Origin of the sequence: Pseudoalteromonas shioyasakiensis, from assembly GCF_022398475.1 — a bacterium.
GTDB lineage: Bacteria > Pseudomonadota > Gammaproteobacteria > Enterobacterales > Alteromonadaceae > Pseudoalteromonas.
Genome location: NZ_JAKEVM010000095.1, coordinates 1 through 17,543, shown reverse-complemented (window position 1 = coordinate 17,543; position 17,543 = coordinate 1). Strand labels below are relative to the sequence as shown.

Genomic DNA, 17,543 nt, shown 5'->3' with positions numbered 1-17,543 from the left:
GGGCTATACGATGTAAATCTGTTTTGTCTTGTTATTATAAATAGTTGACAGTGTATTTTTGACGAAAGAAGTAGTGTTTATTTTAGTATGATTGCTCTAACTTTCCACTTCAATTTTATTCACTTTACCCAATCTAAATTGTTATCTACTTTTTATAAGTTGCGAATAAGGTTGATAAAAAAGGTACTGAAAATAAAGTATATTTTATTATCAACTTGGTTCAGTTATTGCTCGTAATAATACAGCAATATGATTGTTGTAGTTTTTGTGTGTTTTATGCACTATGGTGGTGCGAAAAACATACAGATGCACTGTCATAATGCGTAAATATAGGTTTGGTTTACTAGATACAAACTTGATGTTTTAGTAAGCAAGTTAAGAAACCTGAAACGCACAGCTTCCGCTGAATGAGTCGTCGAATGCGGTACTGTGGCAAGGATTAATTTACCAATTGGTTGAATTGGAGCCCACTATGCTAAGTAAACGTTTTTTTAAAACTAAAGACGAAACAGAAGTTACCTTTGAATTCCAACACCCTGACGCTGATGATGTGCAATTAGTTGCAGAGTTTACAGATTGGCAGCCAGTGCCAATGAAGTTTAATAAAAAAGAACAAGTATTCAAATGCAAGCAGCGCTTACCGCTAGATCAAGAATTTCACTTCCGTTACTTAATCAATGGCGAAACATGGGACAATGACCACCAAGCAGATGGTTATATTCCTAACGGTTTTGGTACTGATAACAGCATTGTTAATACCCAACGCGCTTAGGTGTTTTGATGCAGTCACTTTCGCAGTTATATTACCTGCATGGCATAGGCTATGAATATACTAAATACACTGGTGAGCATGTTATTTTCGATGAAAGTACACGCATGCAGGCACTTAGTTGTTGTGGTGTAGATACTCAGGATACTGATGCAATTAACCAACTTAATTTTGCATTAGATGCAGGTACATGGCTGAATTTGTTGCCTCATACAAGCATTATTGAGGCACACCACCCAATTTTGAAAGTACGCGTTGATGAGCGTTTATTATCACGCTCATGTACTCTAAGCGTGCCTTCGCTTGATATTCACTTTACTTGTGAAAACTTACAAGGTTTAGCTATTCTTGGTGATTATGGTCTAAACGGTATTCGTTATCTTGAGCTTGCATTGCCAGTTCCTGAAATGCCAATTGGTTATCATGATGCACTCATTACTGTGGCAGATCAGCAATCTCACAGTCAGCTATGGATCACACCTAAAGAAAGCTTCTCTATTGATGACAAAAAGCGTTTGGGCTTATCCATTCAGCTTTATAGCTTATGCAATGAAGAGGGGTTAGGAATTGGTGACTTCGCTGACTTAACAAAGCTTATTAAAGCAGCCGCGACTAAAAACATGGATTATGTGTTGCTTAATCCACTTCATTTACTGTTTGAACACAGCCCAGAGAGGGCGAGTCCCTATAGTCCAAATAGCCGAGCGTTATTGAACCCGCTGTATATTGCAGTGTCATTATGCGAAGACGCAAGAAATAATAATGCACTTATTAAATTGTTAGCGGATAAACCGCAAACCGATGCGACTTACATTGATTATACATCAGTTAGTGACTTTAAATATCAAGTGTTTAGCTGTTTATATAAACACTTTTGTGAATTTGGCTCAGCAGAGCGAAAACAGCAGTTCACTCGTTTTTGTGAAACCCATAAACACAGCCTGTCGACCATGTTGGTTGGGGACCGTGATTATGCTAACTATTTACAATGGCAAGCTCACCTTCAATTAAATATCTGCCAGCAAGCTGCCCGTGACAGTGGTATGGCAATTGGCCTTATTAATGACTTAGCCGTTGGCTGTGCAGGTGATGGCAGTGAGTTCAAGAGCCAAAATGAATTATTTGCCGAAAATGCACATGTTGGAGCTCCGCCAGACCCTTGGGCTGAACATGGTCAGAATTGGGGCTTGCCGGCACTTAATCCACAGAAGTTAAGTAAAGACAATTTTGCGTTTTATCGCTCACTTATCCGCGCCAATATGGAAGATGTTGGTGGTCTTAGAATTGACCACGTTATGGCGATACGCCGACTTTGGTGGTGTTTTGAAAATAATTCCCAGCAAGATGGTTGTTATGTCTATTATCCCTTTGAACAACTATTAGCAATTCTAAAGATTGAATCTCACCTCAATCAATGTGTGGTTATTGGCGAAGATTTAGGCGTGGTACCTAATGAAGTGCGTGAAGCATTAAAAGCAAGTGCAATCTATTCAAACGGGTTGTTCTACTTTGAAAAGGATCACCAAGGTGAGTTTTTAGCGGCTGAGCATTTTGCTCCTCATAGTCTTTTAATGATAGCCAACCATGACGTACCACCATTCAAAGGCTGGTGGATTGGCCATGATATTATGATTAAACAACAATATGGTTTGCTTGATGATGAGCAAACTCGGGCTCAATTCGATGCGAGAAACATTGAAAAGCATCGTATGCTTAATTTTATAGCACGAGAGTCAAATCAGCATTTATCGTTAGAAACAGATGCCTTTACGGTTTATGAAGCGTTGGCATCCTCATTAGCGGCAGCACCAGCAAAGCTATTTACTATTCAAATAGATGACTTAGATCAGCAAATACTGCCTGTAAATATCCCCGGTACTGATAAAGAGTACCCAAATTGGCGGCGTTTATTGTCGCGTCCAGCGGCGCAGATTATCGAAGCGCAACAGTCATTCTTAGCCAATTTAATTTCGATAAGGAATCAATAATGCGAAGTCGTGTTCGTCAAGAGCAAAGTGCACAACCTGTTATTTATCAAAAACAAATCGATGCATTAGCCAGTGGTTGTTTTAGAGATCCTTTCAGCTTTCTTGGGGCGCATAAAAGTGGCCCTACAAGCTATGAAATTCGTTGCTTTTTGCCTGGCGCAAGCAGTGTTTCGATTCTGCTTGGCAAAGAAAAAATCGTTGCGCAGCAACAAGGTGATAGTCATTTATTTATCGCAAATATCAAATCAAAAACTAAGCCTGACTACCAGCTAGATGTTAGCTATAGCAATGAATTTACTCATCAACAATACGATGAGTACAGCTTTGAAAGCAGCTTAGATGAACAGGCAATGTATCTGTTTAATGAAGGCAGTTTAGAGCATGCGTATCAACATTTTGGTGCACATTTTGTGACTCAACAAGGCGTTGATGGTGTTCGCTTTACAGTGTGGGCGCCGAATGCCAGTAGTGTATCGGTTATTGGTGAATTTAACTATTGGCAGCGTAATCGTCATTTTATGCGTTTTCATCCTGCCAGTGGGGTATGGGAGTTATTTATTCCTGGGCTTAAAGAGCATCAATGCTATAAATTTGCTATCACCACTCTAACAGGAGATGTGCTTGATAAAGCCGATCCATTTGCGTTTAAGATGCAACAAGCACCGGGTACGGCGTCAGTGCTACAAAAGCTAAAAACAGGTATTCAGCTTTCTGAAAAGGCGTTAGCAAATCGTGCAAAACGAAACAGTATTGATGCGCCTGTTAGTATTTATGAAGTGCATGCGGGTTCTTGGCAAAGACGAGATGATGGCGAGCGCTATCTCACATGGCGTGAACTTGCTGATAATCTTATTCCTTACACAAAAGAGCTCGGTTTTACGCACCTACAATTAATGCCAATCAGCGAGTACCCATTTGATGGTTCTTGGGGTTATCAACCTGTTGGATTGTTTGCCCCAACCAGTCGCTATGGCAGCTTTGAAGATTTTGTTTACTTTGTCGAGCAATGTCACGAAGCAGATATTGGTCTCATACTGGACTGGGTACCTGGTCATTTCCCAAGTGATCCTCACGGTTTACATCGCTTTGATGGCACCCATTTATACGAACATGCCGATGTTAGACAAGGTTTTCACCCTGATTGGAATACCTATATTTACAATTATGACCGCGCAGAGGTTCGTAGCTTCCTAATTGCGAATGCAATGTACTGGTTGCATGAATTTGGCATTGATGGTTTGCGCGTGGATGCGGTTGCCTCAATGCTTTATCTAGACTATAGCCGTGAAGAAGGGCAATGGGTTGCAAATCAATTCGGTGGCAGAGAAAATTTAGGCGCCATTGAGTGCTTAAAACAAGTCAATATGCGCTGCTATGCAAAAAATCCGGGCATTATGATGGTGGCCGAAGAGTCAACAGCATGGCCAGGTGTTACGCGCCAAGTTGACCATGATGGTTTAGGTTTTGGTTATAAGTGGAACATGGGCTGGATGAACGACAGTTTGCATTATATGCAGCGCGATTCAATTTACCGTTCGCATCACCACCATGAAATGACGTTTTCAATGGTTTACGCCTACAGCGAGAACTACATTCTACCGCTTAGCCACGATGAAGTGGTGCATGGTAAAGGCTCATTAATTGAAAAAATGCCAGGGGATGACTGGCAAAAGTTTGCGAACTTACGTGCATATTATGCCTTTATGTGGGCGCATCCAGGTAAAAAATTATTGTTTATGGGGGCAGAAATCGCCCAGCGTAAAGAGTGGAATCACGACCAATCGCTTGATTGGCATTTACTTGAACACATTAGCCACAGAGGCATGCAGCAAACGATTAAAGATTTAAATGCTGTATACACTAGCACGCCAGCTTTATACGAGCAGGATACAAGCCCTGCGGGTTTTGCGTGGCTTGATAGCAATAATGCTGAGCAAAGTATGTTTAGCTTTATTCGCTATGCAAAAAAAGCTGAAGACTTTGTGGTGGTGATCTGTAATTTAACGCCGCAGGTGTATCACGACTACGTGATTGGTGTGCCAAAAGCTGGTACCTATCAAGTTATTTTGAATACCGACAAAGAGGATTATTTTGGTTCCGGCGTTGAAGCAACTAATCATGCAGAGCAAATAATTGTAAGCCAAGCGAAAGAAAGCCATGGCTTTAATCAAAGTATTAGTGTGTCTTTGCCTGGCCTTGCGACAATTTACCTTAAGAAGGTGAGCGATGAGTCATAGTGTCGAACTAGAAGTCGGTGTGAGCTCACCTTTAGGGGCGTCTGTTGTTGGTGAGGGCGTAAACTTTGCTGTGTACGCACCACAAGCACAACATATGTCTCTGTGCTTATTTGATAGCAGCGGTCATTCAGAAGTTCTTACCCTTGCGATGCATATGAACGAAGGTGGCATCTGGACACTGAAAGTGAGCCCTTTGAAAAGTGGCGCCTTGTATGGCTTTCGCGCTGATGGTGAGTACGCACCCGAAAAAGGACTATTTTTTAATAATCACAAATTGCTGTTAGACCCGTATGCCCGAGATTTGTATGGTGAGTTTACTTGGAGTGAACGTCACTATGGGCAAATGCCTGTAGGAAAGTTAAGTCAGGTTAATAATGCCATTGATATGCCAAAATCACGAGTCCGTGAACTGGCACCTTACACAGGTAAAAAACCGAATCACTGCTGGGGAAAAACGGTAATTTATGAGTGTCATGTGGTTGGTGCAACCTGCCGCCACCCTGAGATCCCAAAACCGTTACAAGGTAAGTTTTTAGGTTTAAGCCACCCTAGTTTTATAGAACATTTACGTACTATTGGTGTGACTTGCTTAGAGTTATTACCCGTTCATGCTTTTATCAGTGAGCAGTTTTTAACAGCCAAAGGCTTACAAAACTACTGGGGCTATAACACACTTAATTTCTTTACACCGCATAAAGAGTATCTGGTTAATGATGATATTAGCGAGTTTCAAGAAATGGTGGCGGCGCTTCACAAAGCAGATATCGAAGTAATACTCGACGTGGTCTATAACCACACAGCAGAGGCGGGCACAGATGGACCTATCTTGTCGCTACGTGGCTTAGACAATCTAGGTTACTACCGCACCGTTGCTGATAAACCCCAGCATTATATTAATGATACTGGCTGTGGTAACACCGTAAATATTGATTCGCCTCGCTCTTTACAGCTGGTACTTGATAGCTTGCGTTATTGGGTTGAAGTGATGGGGGTCGATGGCTTTCGTTTTGACTTAGCAACCATTTTAGCGCGTAACCCAAATGGCTTTAATCAGGCACATGCGTTTTTCCAAGCTATTAATCAAGACCCAGTACTAAGCCAAGTTAAACTGATTGCAGAGCCGTGGGATATTGGCCCAGGTGGTTACCAATTAGGAGCTTTTCCTGCGCCTTGGCGTGAATGGAATGATAAGTATCGCGATACGATAAGACGCTTTTGGAAACAAGAGCAGGGCGTAATTGGCGAGCTTGCAAAACGTTTACATGGTTCGTTTGACTTGTTTGAGCACAACCTACGTGGGCCACTTAACAGTATTAACTTTATCACCAGCCATGATGGCTTCACGCTGGCTGATTTAGTTAGCTACGAGCATAAACACAACGAAGCTAATGGTGAGCAAAATCGTGATGGCCACAGTGGCAATCACTCATTCAATTGTGGTGTCGAAGGGTTTACCAACGATCCACAAGTGAGCAAATTACGCTTACAACAACAAAAAAATATGCTGTTAACTTTGTTACTTTCTAAAGGCGTGCCTATGCTCTCATTAGGAAGCGAAATGGCACACTCACAAGGCGGTAACAATAACGCCTATTGTCAAAATAATCGCACAAGCTGGCTTGCATGGAAAGACTCACAATTCAGTCATCCTTTAACTCGATTTATTGACGATGTTCTGCGCATTCGCAAGCAGTTCAGTATTTTTAAACATCGCTTTTTTGTTCACGATAATGACCCGCGTTATGAAGTCGCGTGGTTCACCGAATCAGGCTCCAATATGCAACAAGACGATTGGCATCAAGGTGATCGCCAAGTGTTGATATACAGCCTGACCGACAAGCATACAAATCAAGCTTTATTGATCATATTAAATGCAGGAGCAGAGCCGGTAACTTGCCAACTTCCTAGTTTAGAAAAAGGAAAGTGGCAGTTAGCACTGACCAGCATTCATCCTATGTCAACACAATTTGTTGATAAGGAACACCAGATTGCTGCAATGAGCAGCTGGGTTTTTACCGCCAATTCAGAGGATCTAAATCATGGCTAAAAATGCCGATCAAGTATGTATTGTAAAGGGCTGGCAGGATGCGCCTACAGTTGATGAAAGTACGCTAGATGATGACTTATCACGCCATTTTTATTACACCCTTGGGCGTGACAAAGTGGGTAAATCACAACTGTATTTATACCATGCATTAGCATTAACTATTCGTGACCGATTAGTTGCTCGTTGCCGTGTGACCAAACAGCAAATCCATGAACAAAAACGCCGTAAAACAGCTTACTTATCACTTGAGTTTTTAATGGGGCGTGCACTTGGCAATGCGATTTTGAACTTAGACTTAGATGAGCAAGTCGCTAAAGCGTTACAAGAATACTGCACAGAGCTCGAGCAAGTTGCTGAGGCTGAGCATGATGCAGGCCTTGGTAATGGTGGTTTAGGGCGCTTAGCTGCATGCTTCTTAGATAGCTGTGCAAGCCTTGCATTACCTGTGGTTGGTTATGGTATTCGCTATGAATACGGCATGTTTAATCAAGCTATTGAAAATGGTCATCAAATTGAACAACCAGATAACTGGCTACGTGAAGGACACCCGTGGGAACTAAGTGCACCTGAGCAATCAAAGCGCGTAAAATTCTTTGGTCATGTTGAAAGCTATACTGATAAATATGGTCGTGAGCACCGTCAATGGCTAGATTCTCATGATGTTTTAGCTGTGCCTTATGATGTGCCAATTCCGGGTTACAAGAATGATATTGTAAATACCTTACGTTTATGGAAATCAGAAGCAACAGACGAATTTGATTTGAGCGAATTCAATGCGGGTAGTTACTCAGAAGCAGTAGCGCGTAAAAACTTAGCTGAACAAATTACCATGGTTCTTTACCCGAATGACAGCAGTGAGAATGGTAAAGAACTGCGTTTACGTCAGCAGTACTTCTTATCATCAGCGAGTTTACAAGACATCATTGACACTTGGGTTAGCAAACATGGCGAAGACTTCTCTGATTTTGCTGATTACCATGTTTTTCAATTAAACGATACGCACCCAAGTATTGCTGTCGCTGAGCTTATGCGTATTTTGGTTGATGAGTATGAGCTAGATTGGCAAGAAGCGTGGTCTATCACGACTAAGACCATGGCTTATACAAACCACACTTTACTTCCTGAAGCATTAGAGAAGTGGTCAGTATCTTTATTTGCCCGATTATTACCGCGTATCTTAGAAATAATCTACGAAATCAATGCGCGTTTCTTAGCTGAAGTTGCGTTAGCGTGGCCAGGTGATGTTGAAAAACAACGTGCGCTGTCGCTTATCGAAGAAGGCCCTGAGCCACAAATTCGCATGGCATATTTAGCGATTGTTGGTAGCTATTCGGTGAATGGTGTAGCTGCACTTCACACTGAGCTACTTAAAGCGGGCCTATTCAATGAGTTTTATCAGCTATGGCCAGAGAAGTTTAACAACAAAACCAATGGTGTAACACCTCGTCGTTGGTTAGCACATTGTAATCCTGAGTTGGCTAAACTGCTTAATCAACATATTGGTGATGAATGGGTTGCAGACTTTAGTAAAGTTAGTCAGGTACGTCGTTTATATGACGACCCTAAATTCCATAAACAATGGCAAGCTGTAAAACACAGCAATAAGCAACGCCTTGTTGAGTTAGTGAAAAACCGCTGTGGCGTAGAGTTTGATGCCGAAATGATGTTTGACGTGCAAGTGAAACGTATTCACGAATATAAACGTCAGCTATTAAACGTATTGCACGTTATTCACCTTTACGACCGTATTCGCCAAGGCGATACAGCAAACATTGTTCCTCGTTGTGTGCTATTGGGCGGCAAAGCTGCACCAGGTTACTACATGGCGAAGAAAATTATTAAATTAATTAATAACGTAGCAGAAGTGATCAACAAAGATCCGCTTGCTAAACCGTATTTAAGAGTTGCTTTTTTACCTAATTACAACGTGACAGCAATGGAAACTATTTGCCCAGCGACGGATTTATCTGAGCAAATTTCTACAGCAGGTAAAGAAGCATCTGGCACAGGTAACATGAAGTTCATGATGAACGGCGCATTGACTATAGGTACGTTAGATGGCGCTAACATCGAAATTCGTGATGCTGTGGGTGCTGACAACTTCTTCTTATTTGGTGCACGTGCAGAGCAAATTGATGATATCAAAGCGCACTATAATCCTGAGCAGATTATTCACCAAACTGACAGCCTCTATAAAGTAATGCAATTACTTGAGAGCGGTCACTTCAATTTGTTTGAGCCTAATTTATTTGACGACATTATTGCGGCGATTAAGAGCCCGCACGATCCATGGTTAGTTGCTCATGATTTTGCCAGCTTTGTAGAAGCGCAAGAGCAAGTTGAACAAGCCTACTTAGATACTGCTCACTGGACCAAAATGAGTATTTTGAATACTGCAGCCAGTGGCATGTTTTCGAGCGATAGAACCATTAGTCAATACAGTGAAGATATCTGGCATTTGGAGCCATTACTGGACACTAGTGCACAGCAAAACACACAGAAGAAAAGCAGCTAGCTTAAGACGGAGAGAGTTATGCCAAGTTATGCAAACCGATACATAAGTAGTTTAACCAGAGAAACGTATGCCCTAATTCTTGCCGGTGGACGTGGCTCACGTTTACATGAATTAACAGACTGGCGTGCTAAACCAGCAGTCTATTTTGGTGGTAAACACCGAATAATCGACTTTCCATTGTCGAATTGTATTAATTCAGGTATTCGTCGAGTTGGTATTGCTACTCAATATAAGTCGCACTCGTTAATTCGTCACGTAAACCGTGCATGGGGTCACTTTAAGAAAGAATTGGGTGAATCTGTAGAGATTTTACCTGCATCTCAGCGATATGGTGACGAGTGGTATTGTGGTACAGCTGATGCGGTATTCCAAAATATGGATATCATCCGTCATGAACTGCCTAAGTATGTCATGATCCTCTCTGGTGACCACGTATATTGTATGGACTACGGCGGTTTGTTAGCAAAACATGTTGAGACAGGTGCTGATATGACGGTTTGTTGTATTGAAGTACCTTGCGAAGAAGCTGCAGATACATTTGGTGTAATGACGGTTGATGAAAGTAATCGTGTCCGTCGTTTTGATGAAAAGCCTGCTGAGCCAACGTCTGTACCGGGTAAACCAGGAACCTGCTTAGCATCAATGGGTAACTATATTTTCAATACTGAGTTCTTATTTGAACAATTGAAAAAAGACGCAGAAACGGAAGGCTCAGGCCGTGATTTCGGTCACGATATCATCCCAGCTATCATCGAAGAGCATAACGTGTTTGCATATCCGTTTAGAGACTCTAATACAGATGGTCAACCATACTGGCGCGATGTGGGTACGCTTGATTCATTCTGGGAAGCTAACATGGAGCTGGTAATGCCAGAGCCTCAGCTTGACCTTTATGATCCAAAATGGCCAATCTGGACTTATCAGGAGCAGTTACCACCTGCTAAGTTTATTTTTGATGATGATGACAGACGTGGAATGGCTGTTGATTCAACAGTTTCGGGTGGCTGTATTATCTCTGGCTCTAAAGTTAAAAAGTCACTGCTGTTCTCGAATGTATATGTTCACTCATTCTGTGAAATTGAAGAGTCTGTGATTTTACCTGGTGCGAAAATACAGCGAAATTGCCGAATTAGGCGTGCTATTATTGACCGTAATTGTGAGATCCCAGCAGGTCTAGAAATTGGCTACGATCACAAAGCTGACAAAGAAAATGGCTTTAGAGTCTCGAAAAAAGGGATTGTGTTGGTAACTCGTGATATGTTGAATGAACTTGCAAAAAAGTTAAAACAACAAGAACAAGATAATAAACGACTTGCTTAAGCAATCGCGTTAAATGAAAAAGGGAGGGCATGTCCCTCCCTTATTTATATTTGAATAATACCAATTCGCTTAATTAAGTATTATTGCTGATTGGTATAACAGTTTTATGGAGTACTGCAAAGCATGCATGTATTGATGGTAGCTGCAGAGAATGATGCATTACCGAATGCAAAAGTCGGTGGTGTAGCGGATGTTGTTAGAGATTGTCCTAAAGCGTTAGTAGAAAAAGGCCTTACTGTTGATGTGGTGATCCCTGATTATGGCTTTGATTATTTAGAGCGTCATCACATAGGTGTAGTACATGTGCCATTTGCAGGTCAAATGCAAAAACTGGATGTGTGGAAGCTCGCTCAAAGTGATGAAGGTGTAACGCAACTACTTATATCTCATTGGGAATTTAGCCGCCATAATGGTGCTGTTTATTGTAATGATGAACCAGGCCGCCCATTTGCAACCGATGCAAGTAAGTTTGCTCTTTTCAACGCTGCAGTTTGCGAGGCCTTATTACAAGGGCTTATCCGCACGCCGGATGTTGTGCATTTACATGACTGGCACAGTGCCTGTGTTGCTCTATTACTAAAAACAGACAGCCGTTATAAGAAACTATCGTACTTATTTTTAGCTTACACAGTACATAACCTTGCATTGCAAGGGATACGTCCTTTTAAAGGCGATAGCTCAAGCCTAGAAGCGTGGTTCCCAAGCTTAGGTTATAACGGCGAACGATTATGCGATCCGCGTTATTTTGATTGCTTTAATCCAATGCGTACAGCAATTAATCTGGTTGATAAAGTACACCTCGTTTCGCCAACGTATTGCCAAGAAGTATTGCGCCCTAGTGATGCAGAAAAAGGCTTCTTTGGTGGTGAAGGGCTTGAAGCTGACCTACAAGCTGCTTATGAACAAGGCCGCGTAGTGGGCATTCTTAATGGTTGCGAATACCCTGGAATGAAGCTTGAGGACATTAGTTTAGCGAGCCTTTATCAACATGCCGAAAATGCATTATTTCAATGGATGGCAAAAAGTCCGGTTTTAGATTCAAGCTATTACATCGCGCATCAACGCTTACTTAAATTTAAAACTCAGCCGTTTTCAGGGCCATTAGTAACCAGTGTGGGCCGTTTAACGGACCAAAAAGCACTGTTACTTCGCCAGCCTTTTGATAAAGGACTGGTGTTAGATGAGTTGTGTCAGCGCTTAAAACAACATAACGGCTATATGATTATTTTAGGCTCAGGGGATGCTGAACTTGAGCAAATTATGACATCGGTTATGGCTCGCCAAGAAAACCTGCTATTTTTAAAAGGGTACGCACATTTTGTTGGCGAATATATGTATCACTTAGGCGATTTATTTTTAATGCCAAGTTCGTTTGAGCCATGTGGTATCAGTCAGATGTTAGCAATGCGAGCAGGTCAGCCATGTTTAGTCCACGGTGTTGGCGGTTTGCGTGATACGGTAGAGCATCATGTGAGTGGTTTTAGTTTCCAAGGTGAGAGTTTAGCATCACAAAGCTACGAACTTGTTACTAGTTTTAGCGATGCGCTTGAGCTTAAAAAATCACAACCAGAACAGTGGTGTGCAATATGTGAACAGGCTGAAAATACCCGTTTTACGTGGCAATCCGTTGCAGAAGGCTATTTATCAGGCTTATATCAATAAAAAATGCGTGATTCATGGTAATTAAGTGACTTTTTTGTCAATTTCAGCTATTAATTACTTAGTGTGAGATAAAATATAAAAAGTAGGTAAAGTGGCTGTATTTGTTGCTAGGCAAGCGGTCTTTAATCGTCGTCAACAAGTTGTCGCCTATGAGCTACTATTTAGAGATAGTTTAAAAAATAGTTTTCCTGATGTGTCAGAGAGTACGGCAACGGCTCGACTCATTATGGAAAACCAGCTCAATTTAGGTACCCGACATATTACGTCGGGCAAAAAAGCATTAATTAATATAGGTCCAGAGTCTTTGAAGCTGGACCTTTGCGCGTTTTTGCCAACTCAAGATGTGGTGATTGAGTTACTCGAAACTATGGAACCTACCGACGAAAATTACGAATATTGTCGCGAGCTTTTTCACAACAACTACAAGTTGGCACTGGATGATTTTGTCTACCAACCTGAGTGGGATCGCTTTTTAAAACTTATTCGTCTTATCAAGTTTGATGTTCAACAAACACCCTTTGAAGAAATTGCCCCTGTTGTAAATAAGCTTAAAAAACATAAAAAAATAAAGCTTTTGGCAGAAAAGCTTGAAACAGCCGATGATTACGACAAAGCCTATAAAATGGGCTTTGATTTCTTTCAAGGTTATTTCTTTGCTAAACCCAAAATGATTCAGCATCGCGATATTGATTACAACTACGCGCTGGTATTATCAATTTATGCTGAAGTCATGCGCCCAGATCCAAATATAAGTGAAATTGCGGGCTTGTTCTCGTTAGATACCGCACTTGCTTATAAATTGCTGCGCTTAATTAATAGCGGCGTGTTTCCTATTAAAAGCAAAATTGGTTCTCTAAAACAAGCGCTTGTATATTTAGGCCATGAACGACTGAAAAAGTTTGTTAGCCTAATTATTACTGCCCACAGTGCCCAGTCAAAACCAGCCGAGCTTACTCGGCTTTGTGTTGTTAGAGCGCGCTTTTGCGAATTAATAGCGCAGCGTGTTGCTAAGCAACAAACAGGTGAGGCATTTTTAACGGGACTGTTTTCGTTGCTCGATGCCATATTAGATCAGCCAATGGAAAAGCTATTGGATCGATTGCCGTTTCCTGACGAAATTCATGCTGCTCTCATGCAAGAAAAAAATATCCTCTATTACATACTAGAAACTGTCAAAGCTTACGAAACTGGCAGTTGGTGGGCACTTGAACAGGCTGTTGCCTATTTAAGTATTGAAAGTGCTGACCTTCCCAAGATATACGAAAATGCGGTAAATTGGAGCGATAGCTGCAGGCAAAACCTATAAGGGATTTATGCGCAATATAAATATGGATGTTTTACGGGGTATTGCGGTACTCGGCTTGATGTTTATGAACATCTACACCTTTGCTGTGTTTGAGTATGACTATACCCCAAGTGCTACGCCACCATTTTCAGATTCACTCATTCACACCATAAATACAGTGTTTATTGATGGGCGTTTTAGAAGCCTTTTTTGCCTGTTATTCGGTGCGTCTTTAGTTATTCAATGGCAACTTTGGCAAAGCGTCGAGAAGCAACATAAGCGGCTAAAAGTTTTGGCATGTATAGGCCTTGCCCATGGTTTTTTATTTTGGGCTGGCGATATTTTGTTTATTTATGCTTGTGCAGGCTGGTTAACGCTTAAATTTAGTCAGCAATATGACGAAAAAATACTGCGTATGGGCATGCTGTTTTTACTTCTTGGTGCCTTCATTTCATTTTTACTCTCCTTTATAGAGCCAGAGTTTAGCCCTGTAACGAGAAGCTCTGAGAGTTTTTTAATGGCGTATGACGCGGCTTACTCTTCTTATTTTGCAGGATTCGTCAGTAACTTTCTGATTTTTATAATAATGCTTATTGCTGTGCCGCTTATCACTATGTGGATGGCTGCAGGGTTAATGCTGGTGGGCGTTTATTTATATAAACAAGGGGTATTTGTTAAAGGTTTAACACACTCTCAGCTTAAGTTGATTACTGCTGCAGCGATAAGTTTTACGGCTCTAAGGTTGATGATAGAGCCTGACCAAAGTGTATTCATGTACGCGATTGCTGAACCGATTAATTGGCTTGCTGCTTTAGCTATGGCCATTTGTTATTGCCACATCATTGTGAAAATAGTTAAAAATTCCCCCAGTAACTGGTTACTGCTACAGCAAGCTGGACGCATGTCATTAACTCTATATCTAATGCAAACAGTGATTTTTATCCTGTTTTTTAAAGTCGCATACCCAAGCGCAGCACTTAATTTTGATCGCATAGATTATTGGTTGGTTATTGCTGTTGTGCTTGTTTTTCAATTGTTTTTTTGTAAAGTGTATAGTCAGTACTTTACACATGGTCCGTGTGAATTAATTTGGCGGAAATTGTCTAGATAATTCCTCGTATACTACAATCAAAGAAAAACAAAGCGGAGTGGTAATGCGAGTTTGCTTGTTGGTTTTTACATTGCTTTGCTGTTCACCACTTTATGCTGGCGAGCAATTCTCTGTGCTGTTAGTTAATTCCTCTGTTAAAAGCGATGTATTTTGGCAAAAAGTGACTGATGTGATGCAGGTTGCTGCCAAGCAAAATAATGTTTCCCTCACAACAATTTATGGTGGTGGAAATCGCCACATTCAATTAGCCGAACTAAAACAATACCTGCAATATAACCCTAAACCTGATTACGCAATTTTAATCAATTACCCAGGTGGCGCAGAGCAGTCAATGAGCTTGCTTGAACAACACAAAGTAAATTTTATCACTCTCGAAGAAACGATTGTTGGCGTAGAGCGAGACGAAGTCGGTAAACCCCGTCAGCGCTTTAAATATTGGTTAGGTGAAGTATTTCACGATAACTTCAAAGCGGGTGAACAACTTGGCAAAGCCTTACTTGATGAGGCAATAAATACAAAGCAAACGCCTCACTTTGTCGCTATCAATGGCCATTATGGCACTGAATCTGACACCCGTAGTGACGGCCTTGTTCATTATTTACGAAAACAAGATGTTGAGCTTGAGCAAGTTGTGTATGCCAGTTGGAATAAGCAAGAAGCCGAGAATAAAGTGAGCCGATTATTACAACGATACCCAGATACGAATGTGATTTGGTGTGCGTCTGATTTGATGGCGCAAGGTGCCCTAGAAGCAGTAAAAGGTAAAAAAGATAAAGCCTATTTCATTGGTGGCATTGATTGGCTTGATGATAATTTAGACTTAATAGAACAACAAAAACTCACAGCCAGTGTTGGCGGGCATTTTATGATGGGAGCGTGGGCACTAATTAGCGTTATCGATCATCATAATGGTAACCCTTATTGGCAAAATCACGATGCGATTAAGTTTCAGCTTGGGGTGATCACAAAGCACAATATTCAAAGTTACAGCTGGCTAAGAAACATCAAAGACTGGTCGGTTATCCCTTTTGAAACCTTCTTACTGCAAAACAGCAAAAGCACTGAGTACGCTTTCGATTTTGATACACTACATAGTTTATTGAGCGAAAAGCCCAAAAACGCAGCACTACACTAAAAGTGCAGTGAAAGAGCCTAGATTCTACCTAGCTTGGTAAAGGCTTCTGGTATAAACTAGCGGCTTTAAAATCCAGACAGAAGTGTGCCATGACAGAGTTAAAGCGATTAAATAAATTTATCAGTGAAACAGGTTTTTGTTCACGCCGTGAGGCAGATAAATATATTGAAGAAGGTCGTGTTACTGTTAACGGCAACTTGCCAGAAATGGGCGTAAAAGTTAGTGACGCCGATGATGTACTTATAGATGGCAAACCTTTAAAAGCAAAGCCTAAGCTGGTTTATATTGCCTATAACAAACCAGTTGGTATTACTTGTACGACTGAGCGAAAAATCCAAAGCAATATTGTTAAAGCAGTTAATTACCCAGAACGTATTTTCCCAATCGGACGCTTAGATAGACCTTCAGAAGGCTTAATTTTCTTAACTAACGAAGGCGACATCGTTAATAAAATTCTTCGCGCTGGTAATAATCATGAAAAAGAATACGTAGTGACCGTTGATAAGCCACTTAATCGCCAGTTCGTGAGTAAGATGGCAAACGGTATTCCTATCCTCGATACCGTTACTAAAAAGTGTAAGGTCAAGCAAACTGGCCCACAGCAATTTACCATTGTACTAACACAAGGCTTAAACCGCCAAATACGTCGCATGTGCGAATATTTAGGCTATGAAGTGGTGACTTTAAAGCGCACACGAATTATGAACGTGACCCTAAAGGGTTTAAAAGTAGGGCAGTGGCGTCACTTAACCGAACAAGAAATGGCTGAGATCAATAACTCAATTGCCGACTCAGGTAAAACACAAGAGCGTTCAATTGATGAAAACAAACAGCCAACGCAAGCTCGTGCTAAGCAAAAGCCACGTAATGAAGAAGAAAAAAAGCGCGACTTTTCTAAATACGTGAAAAAAGCACGCAGTGATGCCAAGCAAGGTCAATCAAGAGCAAAGGCTGGCAATTCACATTCATCAAAACCAAATCAAACGAAGCGTAGCAGTACCAAACGCACAGGCACATTAAGTCTGAAAAAGTAAGCTTATCTATCAGCAATAACCCTATGAATTCTATGGCCACTAATTCCTTGTGTTACTTTTTCGTCGTCCCAACAGTGAAACTGCGCTTTTTTACCGGTAGCCTTCAGACTTAAAATTAATGTATACATACTTTTTTCGTCAGCGGGTATGAAGCAGACTGCGCCAGAGGACAAGATAAAATAAGTTGGTGCATCATCTTGCCATTGTATTATTTTATCCACTGTAGCGTTTTTACTTTCTACCCAAGCAAACACTTTAGTTGGTATAATCATCAGTAAACAACACAGGAAAAGTATATTCTTCAATTTCATTTTGTATCCGATATAGGTGTATTTGTTTTATCATCCTCTATTTCAAACATTGTTATTGTCAATAAAATTGCAGATTTTTTATGGCTGGTAAGGTTTGTTATAAGAATTACCGGTTTCTGAACCTTAAAA

The 17,543-nt window shown here is 41.1% G+C and carries 12 protein-coding genes; 11 read left to right on the top strand and 1 reads right to left on the bottom strand.

Annotated features, from left to right (window positions below):
* Window positions 1–472: 472 nt before the first annotated feature.
* The 11 genes from L1D51_RS15140 to rluF all read left to right on the top strand — a co-directional run bounded on the left by L1D51_RS15140 (window position 473) and on the right by rluF (window position 17,103).
* Complete coding sequence (locus L1D51_RS15140) at window positions 473–772, top strand: isoamylase early set domain-containing protein (protein WP_054562386.1); 300 nt, start codon at window positions 473–475, stop codon at window positions 770–772.
* 8 nt (window positions 773–780) lie between these two features.
* Complete coding sequence (malQ, locus tag L1D51_RS15135) at window positions 781–2,757, top strand: 4-alpha-glucanotransferase (RefSeq protein WP_239964036.1); 1,977 nt, start codon at window positions 781–783, stop codon at window positions 2,755–2,757.
* Entirely contained in the window at window positions 2,757–4,994 is a 2,238-nt protein-coding gene (gene glgB, locus L1D51_RS15130; RefSeq protein ID WP_239964035.1) for a 1,4-alpha-glucan branching protein GlgB, read from the top strand. The genes malQ and glgB overlap by 1 nt, the downstream gene beginning before the upstream one ends.
* Entirely contained in the window at window positions 4,984–7,041 is a 2,058-nt protein-coding gene (gene glgX / locus L1D51_RS15125) for a glycogen debranching protein GlgX (RefSeq protein ID WP_055198819.1), read from the top strand. Before glgB ends, glgX begins: the two co-directional genes overlap by 11 nt.
* Entirely contained in the window at window positions 7,034–9,556 is a 2,523-nt protein-coding gene (locus L1D51_RS15120) for a glycogen/starch/alpha-glucan phosphorylase (protein WP_054562382.1), read from the top strand. The genes glgX and L1D51_RS15120 overlap by 8 nt, the downstream gene beginning before the upstream one ends.
* A gap of 18 nt (window positions 9,557–9,574) precedes the next feature.
* The gene (gene glgC, locus L1D51_RS15115; protein ID WP_054562381.1) at window positions 9,575–10,876 is read left to right on the top strand and encodes a glucose-1-phosphate adenylyltransferase; all 1,302 of its coding nucleotides are present in this window, start codon (window positions 9,575–9,577) and stop codon (window positions 10,874–10,876) included.
* Between the two features lie 123 nt (window positions 10,877–10,999).
* A complete protein-coding gene (locus L1D51_RS15110) occupies window positions 11,000–12,538 on the top strand; it encodes a glycogen synthase (RefSeq protein WP_239964034.1) in 1,539 nt (512 codons plus the stop codon).
* 91 nt (window positions 12,539–12,629) lie between these two features.
* A complete protein-coding gene (locus tag L1D51_RS15105; protein WP_054562379.1) occupies window positions 12,630–13,844 on the top strand; it encodes an EAL and HDOD domain-containing protein in 1,215 nt (404 codons plus the stop codon).
* Between the two features lie 7 nt (window positions 13,845–13,851).
* Window positions 13,852–14,934, top strand: coding sequence for a DUF418 domain-containing protein (locus tag L1D51_RS15100; RefSeq protein WP_095209757.1), 1,083 nt, complete (start codon window positions 13,852–13,854; stop codon window positions 14,932–14,934).
* Window positions 14,935–14,977: 43 nt separating this feature from the next.
* Entirely contained in the window at window positions 14,978–16,069 is a 1,092-nt protein-coding gene (locus L1D51_RS15095) for an ABC transporter substrate-binding protein (protein WP_239964033.1), read from the top strand.
* Window positions 16,070–16,158: 89 nt separating this feature from the next.
* Complete coding sequence (gene rluF / locus L1D51_RS15090; RefSeq protein ID WP_239964032.1) at window positions 16,159–17,103, top strand: 23S rRNA pseudouridine(2604) synthase RluF; 945 nt, start codon at window positions 16,159–16,161, stop codon at window positions 17,101–17,103.
* A gap of 2 nt (window positions 17,104–17,105) precedes the next feature.
* Here rluF and L1D51_RS15085 read toward each other — a convergent pair whose 3' ends face one another.
* Entirely contained in the window at window positions 17,106–17,414 is a 309-nt protein-coding gene (locus L1D51_RS15085) for a hypothetical protein (protein ID WP_239964031.1), read from the bottom strand.
* Window positions 17,415–17,543: the final 129 nt, after the last annotated feature.